The sequence below is a fragment of the Synechococcus sp. PROS-7-1 genome, from assembly GCF_014279795.1.
GTDB lineage: Bacteria > Cyanobacteriota > Cyanobacteriia > PCC-6307 > Cyanobiaceae > Synechococcus_C.
Genome location: NZ_CP047945.1, coordinates 932971 through 948328 on the forward strand (window position 1 = coordinate 932971; position 15358 = coordinate 948328).

The 15358-nt window shown below is 62.1% G+C and carries 27 protein-coding genes; 15 read left to right on the forward strand and 12 right to left on the reverse strand.

All coding sequences use genetic code 11. The features are described from left to right. The first annotated feature begins 32 nt into the window (after positions 1 to 32). The 5 genes from SynPROS71_RS04955 (at position 33) to SynPROS71_RS04975 (ending at position 2029) form a co-directional block, all read left to right on the forward strand. On the forward strand, positions 33 to 647 hold the full coding sequence (locus SynPROS71_RS04955; RefSeq protein WP_186597105.1) for a hypothetical protein: 615 nt from the start codon (positions 33 to 35) through the stop codon (positions 645 to 647). A gap of 8 nt (positions 648 to 655) precedes the next feature. Then, positions 656 to 988 carry a hypothetical protein gene (locus SynPROS71_RS04960; protein WP_255442396.1) on the forward strand — a complete coding sequence of 111 codons (333 nt, stop codon included), beginning with the start codon at positions 656 to 658 and terminating at the stop codon, positions 986 to 988. A 52-nt stretch (positions 989 to 1040) separates the two neighbouring features. Beyond that, the gene (locus SynPROS71_RS04965) at positions 1041 to 1247 is read left to right on the forward strand and encodes a YqaE/Pmp3 family membrane protein (protein WP_186472954.1); all 207 of its coding nucleotides are present in this window, start codon (positions 1041 to 1043) and stop codon (positions 1245 to 1247) included. Positions 1248 to 1347: 100 nt separating this feature from the next. Beyond that, positions 1348 to 1494 (forward strand): hypothetical protein, encoded by a 147-nt coding sequence (locus SynPROS71_RS04970; protein ID WP_186598114.1) that lies wholly within the window; start codon positions 1348 to 1350, stop codon positions 1492 to 1494. Then, positions 1445 to 2029 (forward strand): hypothetical protein, encoded by a 585-nt coding sequence (locus tag SynPROS71_RS04975; RefSeq protein WP_255442398.1) that lies wholly within the window; start codon positions 1445 to 1447, stop codon positions 2027 to 2029. The genes SynPROS71_RS04970 and SynPROS71_RS04975 overlap by 50 nt, the downstream gene beginning before the upstream one ends. A 1-nt stretch (position 2030) precedes the next feature. On the opposite strand, the gene SynPROS71_RS04980 is transcribed toward SynPROS71_RS04975, so the two are convergent. The 4 genes from SynPROS71_RS04980 to SynPROS71_RS04995 form a co-directional block, all read right to left on the reverse strand. After that, positions 2031 to 2732 carry a bifunctional 2-polyprenyl-6-hydroxyphenol methylase/3-demethylubiquinol 3-O-methyltransferase UbiG gene (locus SynPROS71_RS04980; protein WP_186597107.1) on the reverse strand — a complete coding sequence of 234 codons (702 nt, stop codon included), beginning with the start codon at positions 2730 to 2732 and terminating at the stop codon, positions 2031 to 2033. 30 nt (positions 2733 to 2762) lie between these two features. Continuing rightward, positions 2763 to 3869, reverse strand: coding sequence for an alanine/ornithine racemase family PLP-dependent enzyme (locus SynPROS71_RS04985; RefSeq protein WP_186597109.1), 1107 nt, complete (start codon positions 3867 to 3869; stop codon positions 2763 to 2765). Continuing rightward, positions 3866 to 5014, reverse strand: coding sequence for a DUF1611 domain-containing protein (locus tag SynPROS71_RS04990; RefSeq protein ID WP_186597111.1), 1149 nt, complete (start codon positions 5012 to 5014; stop codon positions 3866 to 3868). Before SynPROS71_RS04990 ends, SynPROS71_RS04985 begins: the two co-directional genes overlap by 4 nt. 149 nt (positions 5015 to 5163) lie before the next feature. Continuing rightward, positions 5164 to 5490 carry a metalloregulator ArsR/SmtB family transcription factor gene (locus SynPROS71_RS04995; protein WP_186597113.1) on the reverse strand — a complete coding sequence of 109 codons (327 nt, stop codon included), beginning with the start codon at positions 5488 to 5490 and terminating at the stop codon, positions 5164 to 5166. 76 nt (positions 5491 to 5566) lie between these two features. Between SynPROS71_RS04995 and SynPROS71_RS05000 the strand changes: the two genes are divergently transcribed. From SynPROS71_RS05000 to SynPROS71_RS05030, 7 genes are all read left to right on the forward strand, one after another. Beyond that, a complete protein-coding gene (locus tag SynPROS71_RS05000) occupies positions 5567 to 6667 on the forward strand; it encodes a rhodanese-like domain-containing protein (RefSeq protein WP_186597115.1) in 1101 nt (366 codons plus the stop codon). Between the two features lie 46 nt (positions 6668 to 6713). Next, positions 6714 to 7223, forward strand: coding sequence for a rhodanese-like domain-containing protein (locus tag SynPROS71_RS05005; RefSeq protein ID WP_186597117.1), 510 nt, complete (start codon positions 6714 to 6716; stop codon positions 7221 to 7223). A 2-nt stretch (positions 7224 to 7225) separates the two neighbouring features. Beyond that, positions 7226 to 8026: a sulfite exporter TauE/SafE family protein gene (locus tag SynPROS71_RS05010; protein ID WP_370586868.1), complete on the forward strand. Its 801-nt coding sequence runs from the start codon at positions 7226 to 7228 to the stop codon at positions 8024 to 8026. A gap of 55 nt (positions 8027 to 8081) precedes the next feature. Beyond that, the gene (locus SynPROS71_RS05015) at positions 8082 to 8300 is read left to right on the forward strand and encodes a hypothetical protein (protein WP_186597121.1); all 219 of its coding nucleotides are present in this window, start codon (positions 8082 to 8084) and stop codon (positions 8298 to 8300) included. Continuing rightward, on the forward strand, positions 8263 to 8739 hold the full coding sequence (locus SynPROS71_RS05020) for a DUF411 domain-containing protein (RefSeq protein ID WP_255442410.1): 477 nt from the start codon (positions 8263 to 8265) through the stop codon (positions 8737 to 8739). The genes SynPROS71_RS05015 and SynPROS71_RS05020 overlap by 38 nt, the downstream gene beginning before the upstream one ends. Positions 8740 to 9389: 650 nt before the next feature. Continuing rightward, positions 9390 to 9563, forward strand: a complete 174-nt coding sequence (locus SynPROS71_RS05025) for a hypothetical protein (RefSeq protein WP_186597123.1) — start codon at positions 9390 to 9392, stop codon at positions 9561 to 9563. Between the two features lie 23 nt (positions 9564 to 9586). Next, a complete protein-coding gene (locus tag SynPROS71_RS05030) occupies positions 9587 to 10294 on the forward strand; it encodes a response regulator transcription factor (protein WP_186597125.1) in 708 nt (235 codons plus the stop codon). 6 nt (positions 10295 to 10300) lie between these two features. Here SynPROS71_RS05030 and SynPROS71_RS05035 read toward each other — a convergent pair whose 3' ends face one another. From SynPROS71_RS05035 to SynPROS71_RS05050, 4 genes are all read right to left on the reverse strand, one after another. After that, positions 10301 to 10756, reverse strand: a complete 456-nt coding sequence (locus SynPROS71_RS05035; RefSeq protein WP_186597127.1) for a lipocalin-like domain-containing protein — start codon at positions 10754 to 10756, stop codon at positions 10301 to 10303. 128 nt (positions 10757 to 10884) lie between these two features. Beyond that, positions 10885 to 11073 carry a hypothetical protein gene (locus SynPROS71_RS05040; RefSeq protein WP_186598115.1) on the reverse strand — a complete coding sequence of 63 codons (189 nt, stop codon included), beginning with the start codon at positions 11071 to 11073 and terminating at the stop codon, positions 10885 to 10887. 74 nt (positions 11074 to 11147) lie between these two features. Then, the gene (locus SynPROS71_RS05045; protein WP_186597129.1) at positions 11148 to 11252 is read right to left on the reverse strand and encodes a DUF4278 domain-containing protein; all 105 of its coding nucleotides are present in this window, start codon (positions 11250 to 11252) and stop codon (positions 11148 to 11150) included. A 169-nt stretch (positions 11253 to 11421) separates the two neighbouring features. Further along, the gene (locus SynPROS71_RS05050; protein ID WP_186472970.1) at positions 11422 to 11610 is read right to left on the reverse strand and encodes a hypothetical protein; all 189 of its coding nucleotides are present in this window, start codon (positions 11608 to 11610) and stop codon (positions 11422 to 11424) included. Positions 11611 to 11823: 213 nt separating this feature from the next. On the opposite strand from SynPROS71_RS05050, the gene SynPROS71_RS05055 reads away from it, so the two are divergent. Further along, a complete protein-coding gene (locus SynPROS71_RS05055) occupies positions 11824 to 11964 on the forward strand; it encodes a hypothetical protein (protein ID WP_186598116.1) in 141 nt (46 codons plus the stop codon). 2 nt (positions 11965 to 11966) lie between these two features. Here SynPROS71_RS05055 and SynPROS71_RS05060 read toward each other — a convergent pair whose 3' ends face one another. Genes SynPROS71_RS05060 through SynPROS71_RS05070 form a run of 3 tightly spaced genes read right to left on the reverse strand, consistent with a single transcriptional unit; the run spans position 11967 to position 14025 of the window. Next, positions 11967 to 12287: a hypothetical protein gene (locus SynPROS71_RS05060; RefSeq protein ID WP_186597131.1), complete on the reverse strand. Its 321-nt coding sequence runs from the start codon at positions 12285 to 12287 to the stop codon at positions 11967 to 11969. 45 nt (positions 12288 to 12332) lie between these two features. After that, a complete protein-coding gene (locus tag SynPROS71_RS05065; RefSeq protein WP_186472972.1) occupies positions 12333 to 13079 on the reverse strand; it encodes a fatty acid desaturase in 747 nt (248 codons plus the stop codon). Next, positions 13069 to 14025: an orange carotenoid-binding protein gene (locus SynPROS71_RS05070; RefSeq protein WP_186597133.1), complete on the reverse strand. Its 957-nt coding sequence runs from the start codon at positions 14023 to 14025 to the stop codon at positions 13069 to 13071. Before SynPROS71_RS05070 ends, SynPROS71_RS05065 begins: the two co-directional genes overlap by 11 nt. A gap of 157 nt (positions 14026 to 14182) precedes the next feature. On the opposite strand from SynPROS71_RS05070, the gene SynPROS71_RS05075 reads away from it, so the two are divergent. Next, positions 14183 to 14401 (forward strand): hypothetical protein, encoded by a 219-nt coding sequence (locus SynPROS71_RS05075; protein WP_186597134.1) that lies wholly within the window; start codon positions 14183 to 14185, stop codon positions 14399 to 14401. Positions 14402 to 14826: 425 nt separating this feature from the next. Next, complete coding sequence (locus SynPROS71_RS05080) at positions 14827 to 15051, forward strand: hypothetical protein (RefSeq protein ID WP_186597135.1); 225 nt, start codon at positions 14827 to 14829, stop codon at positions 15049 to 15051. 75 nt (positions 15052 to 15126) lie between these two features. On the opposite strand, the gene SynPROS71_RS05085 is transcribed toward SynPROS71_RS05080, so the two are convergent. After that, positions 15127 to 15327, reverse strand: coding sequence for a chlorophyll a/b-binding protein (locus tag SynPROS71_RS05085; RefSeq protein WP_186597137.1), 201 nt, complete (start codon positions 15325 to 15327; stop codon positions 15127 to 15129). Between the last annotated feature and the right edge of the window lie 31 nt (positions 15328 to 15358).

The window sequence follows — 15358 nt, forward strand, 5'->3', positions numbered from 1 at the left end:
CATCGTGGAACCAGCCCTCCGCTTGATGTCCCTTGGCCAGCCCCGCCGATGCCGACGCCAACCTCAAGCGGGCCCTCGAGCAGCTCAATGAAAACGAAGCGGCGGTGGCCGAGGCGATCAATGAGGCCCGGGCTGAACACTCCCGCAGCGAACCGCCGCTCACTGGGCCGGAGTTGCTCGAACGCATCGATGAATTGGCGGCGCAGCGCTCGCTCGACAGCCAGGACGCCGCGATCCTTTGCCATTGGCCCGATGCCGCCTCGATCGGTCAGGCCTGGTTTGCGCTCAAACACCCTGGTCAGAGCGTGCCCAGCCCGATGCTGGTGCTCGATGCCTATCTGGTGGGGGCGCCGCCGTTTCTGAGCAAGGCCCAGCGGGATCAGGTGAGCGACTGGTACCGCAGCCAGGTGTCGGCCAATCCTGAGTACACCGACGCGGTGACCGGTGCGGCCAAGGCCTTTGTGCTCATCGGTGATCTCAATGCCAGTGCCGCCGGCATGGCCTGGCAGACGATCATTCCCGATCTGCTCGCCAAGGGCCACAACCTGGCGTTCAACGTCACCAAGGAACAGGTCACGGCGGCCGCCGCCCGCTGGATCGTGGCGGTGGCTGATACCTTCACGCCACCCTCGCTCACTGGCCAATGAGGTTGTTGATGCGGAATCCACCCACGCTCGTTGTTGCTCTGGGGCTTGCCGCTGCATGGCTCCCAAGCGCCCTGGCCCAGCAACCGGTGCGTCCGTTGCCCAAGGTTGGCTCCTGTCCGATTGGGTATTACACCTCCAGCAGTTACTGCGTACCCAGCAAAAACGGCAACGTCAGAGGGGCGATTGAAAAAGTCGGCAATGGCTGCCCCATCGGGTTTTACGCATCGGGTAGCTACTGCCTGAGCAGCCCCAGCAACCAACGCCAGGCGATTGAGAAAACGGGCAATGGCTGTCCGATTGGTTGGTTCAGCTCAGGGCGCTATTGCGTTCAAAGCCGCTGAAGTATCCCTGAATGGGGGACGTGGCTAGCAAGAAGGAGTCATCTTCAGACCCATGACGTTCGGCGACCTCCTTCGCATCATCCTGGCCTTCTTCTTGCCGCCCCTGGCGGTGGCCACCCAGGTGGGTCTCACCGGTGCGTTCTGGCTCAATCTGCTCTTCTGGTTGCTCAGCTTCGGAGGGCTGGGGCTGCCATTCATGGCCATCATGTGGCCTGTGGCAGTGATCCACGCGATCTACATCTGCGTGACCCGCAAGTGAGGGCTGGTGGTCCACGCTGATGTTGCGTGCCCAAGGTCAAGAAATGGCACGGTTCCCTTCATCAGCATCAAAAGGGCTCGAAGCTGCATCCATGGGATTGATGCACTGCCCCCTCTGTGTTGGCCTGGCCGTTGTTTCGGCAGCTCGCTTCTCGGCCTACGTTGTGATGCTGCTGCAGCTGGAGCTGATGCGCACGGATGGCTCTGAGCATCCGGCCGATCTGCTGGGAACCCTTCTGGAGCTCTGAAGCGCACGTGGTGGAGAGACCCTGGCGATCCTTGCCGGTGTTCGATGAGAAGCCGCCCGCGTTTCTCGATGCTGTGGCCGCCTATGGGCATGCGCTGAACGCTCTGAGCCTCCAGCAGCGCAGGGATCTGGCGGTGTTCAAAGCGGCTGAGCTCCTGAATGCCTTGATTCAGATCCGTGAGCGCAGGCAGGCACCTGATCGGCTTGGAGACGCCGTCGCGAAAGCCTCCTTCCAGCGCGTGCGCCAAGTGATCCGGGATCGGCGCATCGTGTTGCAGGGGGGCGAGGTGATCGATCTGCGCGATCCTGCGCTCCGAGACCTGATCGATGAAGGCTGCCGCCTGTTCCATGCCGGCCGCAAGGATGCCGAGGTGTATCAACAGGCCCTGGCCCTGTCGGCGGCCCAGTGTCTGGCGCTCAACGATCAGCTCGATGAAGGAATCGCCCGCTACGTGGACGGCAGCGGATTGTCGTTTCCAGACTCCCTGCTGCAGGCGGTGCGCACCGCCTTCATCGAGGCCTATCGAACGGCCTGAATCAGGTCTGCGCCCGGCACAGCCAGAGGCGGATGAACAATCCCTGGTACAGCTGCAGCGGAGAAGACCAGCCGGCTTGCGCCAGCACCGTTGAGAGCTGGCTTGGATCCATTGAGAACACCACCTTGTTGCGGCTCTCCACGATCGCTTCCACCGTGTCCGGCGGGACGCCGCGATCCAGGAGCCGTTGACGCGCCACGTTGAACACCAGGCGTTGGCTCTCGGGCTCCTCCGCTTCGCTGTAGGCGCTCAACAGCAGAACGCCGCCATCCGCTGTGCATTGCGTCAGTTGCTGCAGCATCACGGTTTGTGCGTCGCTGCCCAGGAGATGAAGCACGTTGTGGCACACCACCAGATCAAAGCGGGCGCCTGACAGCTCGCCCTCGAGGGCCTCGTTCAGGCTCTGCTGCAACAGGCGGCAGCGCGCGCTGCCGGGGTGATCGGCCAGCGTGTGGCGGCATTGCTCCAGCATCTGAGCACTGGGCTCGAGCACGGTGAGCGCAGCATCCGCGCAGGCGTTGAGCAGAGGCAGGAGCTCATCGCCTGGGCCGGGGCCCACCACCAGCACCTGCTGGACATCGCTGGCCATGCTCTGCACCGCTGCAGCGGCGATCTCGTGGAGAACGTCGTGGCCGGGAATGGAGTTCTGGATGCTCTGGCGATAGCTGCGTCCGTAGTCGCCATCGAAATCAAGCGAGGGCATCAAGGCACCGCAATGGAGCAATCCCGATCATCATCGGCAACGGGCGGATGGAGCGCTGCAGGAACCATCCACCAAGCAACGGTCCACGAAGGGAGAGGTCATGGCCCGGAGCAGGGCGCTGTAGCTGAGCTGGTAGCGCTGTTCATCACCCACAGCCAAACGCTGCCCAGGGCTTTCCACCACCAGGTGGTCGCTGGAGGCGCCCCGGATCACCGTGCCCCGAGGGGGGATGAGGCCAGCCGGATCCACATCCTGTTCTCCCAATGCCAACAGGGCCCGCTGAACATGCTGGGACGATCCCTCGCGACGCGGAGCCCTCGGCGATCCCTCGAAGCTGGTGCGGCCGCGCTCGCCCCAGGGTTGGCTGGGCTTGTGTTTGGCTTCAATCACCTCGGCCACCAGGCTGATGGCATCGGTGTGCAGGCCAGGGATCGCCGTGCGATGGAGGGGTTCGCGGCCCAGCAGCAGGGCTTCCCCCAGGCGCAGGTGATTGATCCGGGCTGGATCACCGCCGGCGGCCAGCCAGGGGAGATTGGCGGAATTGCCGCCGGAGCACCAGGGCAAGGTGAGATGGAAGCGTTGCTCCAGGGCTGTTGTGAGCCGGGAGAGATCGCCCATGTTCTGCGCATCGGGTGCGATGCCGTTCTGGCAGCCCAGGTTGGTGCCGATGCCCATCAGCTGCAGATTGGCCATGGCCAGGATCTGCTGAGCCACCGATTCCAGGTCTGCCGGCAGGATTCCCTCCCGCAGATCGCCGAGTTCCACCATCAGCAGCACCCCGTGGCGTCGACCCTGCTGCTTCGCTGCGGCGGCCAGGGCGTTGAGCACGCCGAGGTCTGTGTTGCAACTGATCGAGGCACTGGCCACCACCCGATCCACCTGGCTGAGCATCGGCGAGCGCACCAACAGCAGCGGCACGGTGATGCCGCTGCGCACCAAGGCTTCGATGGCTTCAATGCGCGATTCGCCAATGGAGCCCACACCTGCGCCCAGCCAGGTGTGCACGATTTCAACCATTCCGAGCGTGGCTTTGCTCACGCCGGTCACCGCAATGCCCTGGCCGGCCAGTCGCTTCACCAGGGTTCGGGCGTTGTGATGCAGTTTTTGCAGGTTGATCTCGAGGCGAGGGGCACTCAAAGGGCCAGCGGCTGCCGCACGCCACTGAGTTCAGGGAAGGCGCGCACCACCATGGCCACCAGATTCGCCGCGGGCCGGCTGATGGCATCGGTCACCGGGATGGAGAGTTCAGCCTCATAGAGGGCGATCGCCGCGGTGAGCTGGGCTTCATTCATGCCTTCGTGGTTGATCGTGAGTCCAATCACCCGCGTTGGGGCGAAGGACTCGATCAGCTGAATCTCACTGGCTGGGGTGGGGATCGGTGCAAAGGGAAAATCACTCAGACAACGCCGTGCCGGCGCATGCTGCAGGATCACGGCCTGGGGCTGGCTCCCTCGCAGAATGAAACTCGAGGAGAGGTAGGCGGGATGGCTGAGGGCTCCCTGGCCTTCAATCACGATCACCTGCGGACGTTCGGCCTCGTAGGCCGCGACCACTGCGGCTTCCACCTCTCCGGAGCCGAACTGGGAGGGGATTGCATCGAGAGGCACCCCGAATCGGCCCCCCTGGATCAGGCCGGTCTGGCCCGTGCTCACCAACACAGCCCTGATGCCATGGGCCCGCAGGGCCTGAACCAGCAGTGTGGCCGTGGTGCGCTTGCCGATGGCACCGTCCGTGCCGAGCACGGCGATGCGGGCGCAGCGAACACGGCTGATGCTGCCGCTGAACAGCTTGAGATCCTTGAGGGCTGAAGGACGACGCACGTCGCGGATCGTCACGCCATGGTGCTGGGCCGCGGCTTGGAAGGCGGCCTCATCACCGAGGAATTCGCGCATGCCGCTCACCAGATTGAGCCCGGCGGCCATCGCCGTCAGCAGCATGTGGCGGTCCTCGTCGCTGAATAGCCCGCTGGCTGGAGCCATGCCGTAGATCAGGGTTCCCTTTGACCCTCCCAGCAAGGCCATGGCCGCTGCCAGGTCGGCCACGATGGGGATGCCGTTGGCGATGCCATCGAGCACGAATCCGGCGTCGAGGCCTGCGCATTGGCTGTCGATCACAGCGCGGATGCTGTAGCCGTCGCAGGACCGAACCAGACCGTGGGCCGTTTTGCCATCGAGTCCGGAGAAGTGACCTTCGCAGTAGACAACTGCTGGTGTTGTTCTGTCTGAAATGGCCTCGCTGGTGGCGAGGGTCCGATTGGAGTCTTGAACGGGTTGAGGAATCAAAGGAGCCAGGCCGTGCCTGCTGCGCGCTTCAAAAGCGCAAGCCGGGTGGTCGCAGAGGTGGCGGCACGGAGGTGGCCGCCTGGTGGCGTGGATCGCTTCACCCTAGGTGGGGTTGACCGTTCGGCTTGCTAAATGCACCGACATCGCCGTCATCCCATGCTGCGCAGCCTGGCTTCCAGGGTCTGCCGCAGCCGTTGGCTGACGAGCGCGCAGAGGTCATCCACCAGGGGGTCATCGGCGTGAAAGATCAGCCGTTGGCCCTGGCGTTCGCTGCGCACCAGCCGGGCCTGGCTCAGCTGGCCGAGTTGCCGGCTGAGGTGCGACTGGGAAAAGCCCGTGCGCTCCATCAGCGTCTGCACGTCGCTGGGTGAGTCGCGCAGTTCGCAGAGCAGCTGCAGACGGGCCGGCTCACTCAGCAGCCGGAAGAAGCGGCTGATTTCGGCGAGTTGCTCAGCTCCTGGTTTGGCCTCAGCCATGGCGGTGCGGCATCTGCACTGATTATGGCGTTATGCAGTTATGCGTGTACAGTCATAAATGAAGTTGGAGGGTCTGATGGCTGAGTCTTTGGCCAAGCTCGCCGCCGGGGTTGGATCCCTGTTGTTTCGCCAGCTCCAGGATGCCGACACCGGCACCTTCACCTATCTGCTAGCGGATCCAGCGACCGCCGAGGCGGTGCTGATCGATCCGGTGTTCGAGCGCCAGCACCGTGATCTGGCCCTGATCCGGGAGCTGGGTCTTCAGCTGGTGGCCTCCCTCGATACCCACGTGCACGCCGATCACGTCACTGCCAGCTGGTGCCTCCATGCCGCCAGCGGTTGTGCCATCGGCCTGTCGGCCATTGCCGGGGCTGACTTCGTCACCCGGCCGCTCGCCCATGGCGACCGCATCCCTTTCGGCACCCGTTCGCTGCTGGTGCGGGCGACACCGGGGCATACCGATGGCTGCCTCACCTATGTGCTCGACGACGCCTCGATGGCCTTCACCGGTGATGCCCTGCTGATCCGCGGCTGCGGCCGCTGTGATTTTCAGCAGGGCAGTGCCCGCAAGCTCTGGCAATCGATTCAGGGCCAGATCCTCACCCTGCCGGACACCTGCCTGCTCTATCCCGGCCACGACTACAGCGGCCGTTCCGTCACCAGCGTGGCGGAGGAGCGTCGCTTCAACCCGCGCTTCGGCGGAGCTGCGCGCGAGCAGGACTTCGTGCTGCACATGGACCATCTGCGCTTGCCCCACCCTCACCGGATTGATGAAGCGGTGCCAGGCAACCTGCGCAGTGGTCGCCCCCAGCAGACCAGCGAACCCCAGGAGCCCTGGGCTCCGCTGCAGCGCACCTATGCCGGCCTCGATGAAGTGCTCCCCGACTGGGTGAGTGCCCATCGCGATCAGGTCACCCTGCTCGATGTGCGCTCCCTCGAGGAATGGCAGGGCCCTGACGGCCGGGTGCCGGGAAGCATTCACCTGCCGCTCTCGGAGCTCAGTGAGCGCCAGGCGGAGTTGCCTCGGGATCGCCCGCTGGTGGTGGTCTGTTACGCCGGCAGTCGTTCGGCGCTCGCCACCCAGCAGCTCCAGCGCAACGGCTGGTCCCGCGTCGCCAATCTGCACGGCGGCCTGCATCGCTGGGCGGATGAGGGCTATCCGCTCGCGTGCCCCTGAGCTCCCTGTTTCTTCTCTTCTCTTCTCTTCTCTCTCTGTTTCTGTGATGTCTGAACGTTTGTCTCCCCTTGCTCTCCACGCCCGTCTGGCGTCCGTGACGGTGGTGGATGTGCGCCAGCCGATGGAGGTGGCCGGTGGCCGCATCCCTGGCAGCCGTTGCATTCCCCTCGACCGGATCGAGCGGGCGGAACTGCCGGAGGGTGATCTGGTGCTGGTGTGCCACAGCGGCAACCGCAGCGCCCAGGCGGCAACGCTGGTGGAGCGGCGCTGGCCAGGCCGCACGGTGATGGATCTCGAGGGTGGCCTGGAGGCTTGGCAGCAGGCAGGTTTGCCCGTGGAGCGTCAGGCCCGTGCTCCCCTGCCGCTGATGCGCCAGGTGCAGATCGCGGCCGGCAGTCTGGTGCTGTTGGGGTTGATCGGTAGCCAGGTCCTGGCCCCTGCCTGGATCGCATTGAGCTGGTTTGTGGGCGCGGGGTTGGTGTTCGCCGGCATCAGCGGCTTCTGCGGGATGGCTCGGCTGCTGGCGGTGATGCCCTGGAACCGGGTGCGGCTTTGAGTGTGCTGTTGCTTCTCGGCGGCGGTGTTCTGATCGGCGCTCTGCTGGCCCTGCTCGGTGCCGGCGGCTCGATTCTGCTGCTGCCGCTGTTAGTGACGGGTCTGGCTCTGCCGCTGCGCGAGGCCGTTCCGCTGTCGCTGCTGGTGGTGCTGATCCTGGCCCTGGCCAACCTGATCCCGGCCCTGCAGCAGCGGCGAGTGGCCTGGCGGCCGGCCCTGTGGCTGGGCATCCCCGCCCTGGCCGGCAGCTGGCTGGGTGCGGGCTGGGTGCGCAGCGGTGTGATCGCCCCCTCCATGCAGCTGATGCTGTTTGCCTTGGCAGCCCTGGCCGCGGCCTGGTTGATGCTGCGCCAGCCACAGGCATCGGCGCCTGCACGTCAACGGGAGGGCCGAATTCAGCTGCTGGTTCAGGGTTTGGGGGTGGGCCTGCTCACGGGAATCGCCGGTGTGGGTGGGGGCTTCGCCATTGTTCCCGCCCTGGTGCTGCTGGCCCGCCTGCCCATGACCCTTGCCTCCGGCACCAGCCTGTTGGTGATCTCCGCCAGTTCCCTGATGGCCCTGGTCCGTCATGGCCATTGGCCGGCAGCGAGTTTGCCCCTGTTGCTGCCGTTGCTCCTCGGTGGTGGCATCGGCATCCTCCTCGGCCAGCGTTGGGTGTCCCGCGTGTCGGAGCGCAGGCTGCGCCAGGGGTTTGCCGCTCTGCTGCTGGTGTCAGCCATCACCACCGGTCTTGAAGCCTTGCAACCGCAGCCGCAATCAACCGAGGCGGGGTTGCGCATTTCGACACGTTGGCCTGAAGCCTGATGACAGGGGGGTTCTCGATGCTTTAGCTGTAAAGACGATGTGCATCACAACGCGCATGGTCGCGACTCCCTTGGCATCTGTGCCAGCAGAAGAAACCCTGATCAATGCCCTGCGTGGCTGCCGTGATCAGCAGGAACTCAAAGACCTCGAACAACGGCTCGCCGCGGTGGACGATGCCCCGCCCCTGTTCGACTGGATCTGCGATCTGCTGGTGAAGCGGCGCCTGTCTCGCATCCTTGCCGCGCAACTGCTTCGGCAACTGCATCAGTCTTGAGATGCAGTGGCGTTGCCATCGGCGGCTTGTGTTCGCCCTGCTGTTGGCGTTGATCCTCGCCTCCCCCCTGCCGGTGTGGGCTGAGGCCGAGGCACCGGTGATCACGGTGGTGCGCTCAGCCAGTTGTGAGTGCTGCCGGCAGTGGGAACGGCACCTCGAAGCAGCGGGCTTTCGCATCAACGATCAGATCAGCGACAGCATCGATCCCACCCAGGCCTTCTGCCACACCGCCAGCGTTGCGGGCTACGGGATCGACGGCCACGTTCCAGCGGCATCGGTTCAGCGCCTGCTCGCCGAACGTCCTGATATCGAGGGCCTGGCGGTGCCGGGGATGCCGATCGGCTCTCCCGGGATGGAGATGGAGGGGATCGACCCCGACTCCTTTGTGGTGATGGCCATCGCCCACGACGGCACCACCCGGGTGGTGGAGCGTTATTAATCAGCCAGGTCGTTACAGGCAAAACCCCCGCAGGTCTCTGTTGAAGGGAGACCTGCGGGGGTTTCAATCAGCCTGGGGCTGATTTGTGGAGGCCGTCGTCCCTCGGCGGGACAGGCGGCCTAACGCGCTCGTTTGTGCATCACGACCTTGCGAATTTCAGTGTTGCCATACGGTTGTTCAACCTCCAGCAAGTGGACTGAAAGAAAAGGGTCGAAGCGACTGGCTGTGGCGCCTGGGGCCAGGTTCCTAGGTGGGAGGGTGGTTGACTCCTTGGGGCACCTGGAACGGTGCAGATGGAGTGCCGATCGACGTGGCGAACCTCAGTGCCTGCCGAAGGGCGATCCCTCTCTGATGCGTGAAAACTGTTGGAGCAGGGGCCAGAAAGTCAGCGAGCTTCGTGTGTCGGCTCGGGTGGAGTGTCGGCCGTCATCGGTGCCTCCGATCTCGATGCACACAGTGTTGGTGTTCCAGGCGACAAGTGCAATCAGTGAAATCGCGCATTGCCGATCGGCCGCAGACCGCTGAGAGTGAAAACGGCGTGCCTGATGCGAGTGGAACCGGCAGCAGAATGCTGCCGGTCTCTCCCTCAGTTGAGGGATGTGCAACCCGCCGCTTTCTGCCTCAATGAAGGGGCTGCACGATCCGGCGCGATGCCCCCCGCTTACGACCTCATCCTTGAGCGCGATGGTCAGTTGACCACCCACACCGTGGAGGTGGCCGATGCTCTGGAGGCCTGGCGGCTGGCCCGTGCGCGCTATCCATCCTGCATTCGCGGCGTTGTGTGGCGTGATCCCCAGCAGGTGCGTCCGGACCATCCGCGCTAAAACCGGGTATCCGTGTGCCGATCATGGAGCTTCGGCTCGACTCCCGTGCCAATCAGGAGGCGATCGCTCAGGCCTCTGCGTTGTTGAAGGAGCGCCGCATTGTTGTGGTGTTTGGCGATCGCCTGGCGCTGGTTTCCTTTGTGCTGGTTGATGCGATTGCCTCGAGCCTGGTGGGTGCCGCCACCACGGAAGACGAGGGCTTTGAGCTGGTGCTGCGCACCCAGCCGGATCTGCTGATCTGCAGCTCGGATCTCGAATCCGGCTATGGCATCAACCTGATTCGCCGGGTGAAGGCGGAGTTGCCCACCTGTCAGCTCATGATCGTGCTGGTGCGCGAAACCCAAACGGTGGTGCAGGAGGCGATGGAGGCCTTCGCTGATGGCGTGATCTTCAAATCCAGCCTGGGCACCGGCCGCGGCGATCTGATCAATGCCCTGCGCACCCTCGCTGATGGTGGTGTGTACTTTCCAGAGCAGATCCGCCGCATCGCCGCCTCTACACCGCAACCCGATCTGCCCCCATTGGTGGAGGAACTCACCCCACGCGAACTGGAGGTGACCGCCGGCGTGGCGCGCGGTCTTAAGAACAACGCCATTGCCACCCTGCTCGGCCTCTCGGTGGAAACGGTGAAGAGCCACGTGGGGAACGCCATGGACAAGCTCGGTGCTCGTGATCGCACCCAGATGGCTGTGACAGCGCTTCTTTACGGCCTGATCGATCCCCTGCAGTGAGCAGCTTCAGCTGCAGCGCTTGAAGATCACGATGCTGCGGGTCGGGCCTTGTTTCGGCCAGTTGGGCATCACCCGCCATGGGGTTCGCACCGTGAGCTGGTCAGCATCAATCGAGAAGAAGCGCATCTGCTCGGTGCCGACCCATTCCGGCTTCCAAGCCACATCCACCGCAGTGATCCAGCGGTCGTCCTCCAGCCTGTAGGTGCCGGAGTAGGCCACCAAGCTGCTCAGCAGAGCCGCATCGCCTTCGCGGTCGGTTGTTGGTTTGCGGCCTTCAGCAGTGAGCGTGAACGACACCCGTCCAGCCGGGGTGAACAGCGCGTAGCCCGTGGGGTGGTCACCCATCGGCCTGAAGGTGTTGCCGCTGATTTTCTCCTCCACCAGGTAGCTATCCAGTTGCCAGGCGCCATGGATACAGGGGGCTTCAACGGCACTCAGTGATTGCAAAGGCGTTGCGTTCACAATTGATGGATGGCTTAGGCGGAAATTACCAATGGTTCCTTCAGCGCCTCAGCGGCTCAGGGCGCTGAATGAGCAGATCGACATCCATTTGTTGATGGTTGGTATCAACCACAACCGAGACATTCCGTTCAGTCCGCACGCTCGCAGTGCTCGTCGTCGCAGCGCACTGTGCAGCTGGGGGCTTTCTCGCCGTAGCTCTGCGGTTCGCGCATGGTCCAGTACTCATCCACCAGGCCCATCAGATAGGAGCCGAGCCGCTGCAGCAGGGAGCGCTGTTTCATGATTTCAAAATGCCATTGCCCATGGCCTGTTGTCATCAGGCGCAGTGGGAAGAGCAATGAAAAGGCCCTGCCTGAGCAGGGCCGCAGGTCCGCCGTGAGGCGGCATCAATTCACTTGGCCAACTTCAGACCGCGGTACTTCAGAACCACAGGATGCTGCCGGGTGGCTGCAGTGTGATTCGGCACGTACTTCTGGCCGCGATAGGTGAGCGTCATGATGGTTCCTCGAAGCAAGCTCAGGTCCCCGTTCCATGGCCTGAGTCGAACTGCGCCTCACCGGAGGTGAGGTGAACGTGTTCTTGTAGCTGTTGCTACAGACTCTTCATAGCGAAGCCGTCAACCACCGTGTCGTTCATTCGGATACACAGCGATGAATGGGCGGTGATCAACCCGCTTCCGGCAACGGACATGGCATTAGAGGCAAGCAATCCCCGGTGGGGTTAAGCCATTCATCGAATTCTCGGCGGATGGCCTCGGCGTCGGAGAGACGCTCGGTGCTGGCGAGCAGCTTGCTGCGTTGTTGGCTGTAGTCCACAGCGGAGCCGATCAATTCAATGGCCTGTTCGCTGGTCATGGCTGAACATGTCGATCAGCTCATGGTTGGGGGGACAGGGCAAGCCGGCCGTGACAACGGCGACAACTTTGCAAGTACGGCCTGGAAGATTTTCTGAACATGGCTCGTCAAGAGCCCTTGAATCCGCGAGGCTGCGTGAAGGAATCAAGGCGACGCAGATTCCGTTTCACAACCGGTTTGACGATGAAGCTCAATCTTGCCCACTCCCATCCAATGGGAACGTTGATTGTGGAGGGCGTGCATCAGCCGTTCCGCGCCCTGGCCTGTGCTCTGAGGCCGACATCGATCAAGATTCAACCGAAAGCCAATTCAGTGCAATCCTCAGTTGAAAAGCATGCGTTCAGCCTGGGCTGACGTCAAAACATGGCCATGGCTTTGATTTTGCTGAGTTTGGTTTGTTCAAGGCCTTCAATGTCTTCGTAGCTTATTAAATTTTGTTTGATCATGTCAGCCAGATTGAACAAAATATTGGATGTGTCAAATTCAGCTCGTCCTTCATATTGATAACGTTCACTGCTGAGAAAATCGTGATATTTCCAGATTGATTCGGGTGTGTCGAGCAGAGCACTTTGCTCTCTCAAAATCACAATCAATGCTTCAATTGAGCGCTGTTTGCCAGTTTCAAAGGCGTTCTTGGCAATGGACTGTTCCTGGTGTGTCCAGTCAGCTGCTGACATGGTTTTGTCGAGGTGTGAGGTCGGGGCAGAGGTGCTGAACCGGGTTCAGATTTGAGCGTAAGCAGTGCGGGCTTCGGGGAGTTGATGCCAGGGCACTGTTGGATAACTGTGATGTTCGCGATGATAGCCAAAGTGGTAACAAGCTGCGAACGACAGTATCGGATGAAGATCGAGGCTGATTGGTTGATGGAAACCATCAGCTTGATGGGGGTTTTTGCGGTGCGGCAGAAAGGTTCCCACCACAAAAAGTTGCCAGGAGCTGATGATCAAAGGAATCACATAGATCAACGCCAGCGTGAGCAGAGGCTGATCCTGATTGGAGGGCATGATCAGCAGCAAAAGCCCCAAGCAGACCGCCAACCTGAGCAGCTGCATCGGATTCAGATAGTGACTGAGAAAGCGTGCATACCAGGCCAAGGGTGAAGGATCAGCCGCACTGCAGTAGTCGGGATCAGTGGCCGATCCAGGCGAGTGGTGATGCTGAATGTGATGGCTCAGGCACCTCTGGTAGTTCAGGCCGGCGTAAGCCCAGAGGCAACCTTGACCGATCCTTCGATTCAGCTTGCGGTGGCTTGCTGGAGCAAGGGTGCCATGCATGGCGTCGTGAGCCACGATGAACAGCCCGGTGTGCAGAAAGCTGCGCAGCATCACGAAGGCCATGAGGGCCAAAGGGTGGAGCTGCTGGAAGGGAAGGCGAAGACCCACCGCGAGTGTGAGCAACCAGGCGCAGCCGATCAGCCCCGCCAGTTGCAATCCCCTCCAGTGATTGGTCCCCGAGGGATCACTTGCCACCAAGCTTCAGCAGCTCGGCGGGGGAAGCGAGCAGGTCGATCGCCACGAAGTAGATCTTGTTGTTGTCGTCGAGCAGGAAGCGCCAGGCCACATTCATGCCCACTTCCCGGCCGAACCAAGGGGTTTGCACCTTGCCGGTGACCTTGATCTGGGTGAAGCCACCGTCGGCAGGTTCGCCGAAACCACCCTGGGGAATCAGCTTGAGGTTCTGGCAGTCACGCTTGAAGAACTTGAGAATGGCCTCACGCCCCACGATCGGACGTTGGAAGGGAGGTTGCAGAGCACCGTCGTCGAGGAAGAGATCGATGAGGGTGTCGAAGTCGTTGGCGTTGAGCAGCTGCATGTAGCTGAGGATCGTCTGATTCAGCACACCGGGAATGAAGATCTCTTCACGCTGATCTTCAGGAGTCGGCGCCACGATCGGCTCAGCCACCACCTTGCTGTCGTCCACATCGGGGTCGTAGCCCATGTCGACGACGAAATTGCGCAGCAGGGTGATCTGTTGGCCCTGCTCCACCTTCTTCACCGCTTCCAGCACCGAGTTGGCGTTGGCAGAAAGCTTGTAGCCCTGGGGGATCGGGGCCACTTTGCCCTGACGCATGAGCTCTCCAAGCTCGTACCAGAAGCAGAGCTTCACGTTCACCGACCAGAAGGCATACCGGCAGGAGATCGGGCTGTTGATCTTGGCAGCCAGGTCGCACATCACCTTGGTTTGCTCGTCGAAGCTCATCGCCTCGATTTCATCGAGGGTGGGCTTCGCCAGAGCCATGCGGGCTGCGCCAGGTGCGGCAACGGTGATGGTTTGTCCCATCTCCAGGTAGGCGAACCAGATCAGAGCCAGTTGGTCTTCAGGGCTGAGCAGCTTGAACCGTGCGGTAATCGCCGGCACGGCATCGGCGGTCATGGTCTCCGGGAAAATCTGACGAGCCTTGTCGAGCGTGAACATCCGGAGCGATCGAGGTGCCTTGAACCGTAACACTATGTTGCGGATCTGGGCGATGCTCCGCCGATTTCTCGCGTTTTTGCCTTGCTTGTGGTAGGCCGCATGCAACACGTCCCGTCGCCCTGGGGCTTCCTAGGCTGAAAGCCCGCGGATTGTGATCATGAATCCTCAACAGGTCGGAGCAATCCGGCGTGCGGTGATCTACTTCGTTGTGGGATATGGCGGGTTGGCAGTGATCAACAACAGTGGTCTGGCCCCAGATCGGATGTGGATCGCTTATGTGCCTCTATTCGTGGGCGTGTATTTCTTCGCCCGTTGGGCTGATGCCCGGATCGGCGACTTCCGCAAACAAGGCGATGACACGGATCCATCCAAGTGAAAAGCCGCCCCTTCCCTAAGGAGGAGACGGCAGCACCATGAGGATGAAGAAGCGTCTGGCCGTTAGGCGCCTGGGGCCTGAAGTTCAGAGGTAAGGCTGCTAGGACTCCGGGGCACCTATGGCTGCTCATGCAGCCCGAACGATGCAATGGAGTGTCGGTCGACGTGGCGTACCAGTGATTGCCTGCCGAGGGACGAAGCCTCACGGAAAGTGGAAACTATTGGAGCAGGGGCCGGTTGACTCAGGCTGCTTCGTGATTGGGCTGTGGTGGAGTGTCGGCTGTCATCAGCGCCTCCGATCTCGATGAGCACACTGTCGTCGGCCTGAGCAGCGGAGGCAATCCGTGTTAAGGCGCATTGTTGCTCTGGTTAAAAGGGGCGAGAGTGCGAGTGATGTGCTTGCCGGGAAGCGGGGAATCAGAGCGAATGGCCCTTCAGCTGCATTCGGCGGATTTCGTTCACGACGATGGCGTTACCTACTGCATCCGTCGCAACTCCCTCGAAGAGGATTTCACGATCTACGAGAAACGTGGCGATGCCTGGGTGGACTGCGGACTCGATCAGGCCATCACGAACTTGAACTTCTCGGAATTCAAGCGTTTGGGGTTGTTGATCAAGCGAATCATGGATGCAGACCAGTGGGTCGCCTGAGAGCCAATCAGGAGTGATTGGACCGGTCTCGGTCTGGTGGACTCCGACCGGTCGGGGATGGACCTGGAAGGGGCGTCAGCTCAAGCCGAGCACTCCGAAGGTGATCTGACTGAGGATGCTGTGTCCGGTGAGGGCCTCGGTGAGAACGCCGATCACGAAACCGAGCATGGCCACGCGACCGTTCAGCAGTTCAGCGCGTGCCATGCGCTCGCCTTTGATCTGTGCGGCAGCAGCGTCCTGGAACCAGGCGTCTTTGTTCGTTGAAGTGGAATCCATGTTTCATTAACCAGTTAACGAAACATTACGA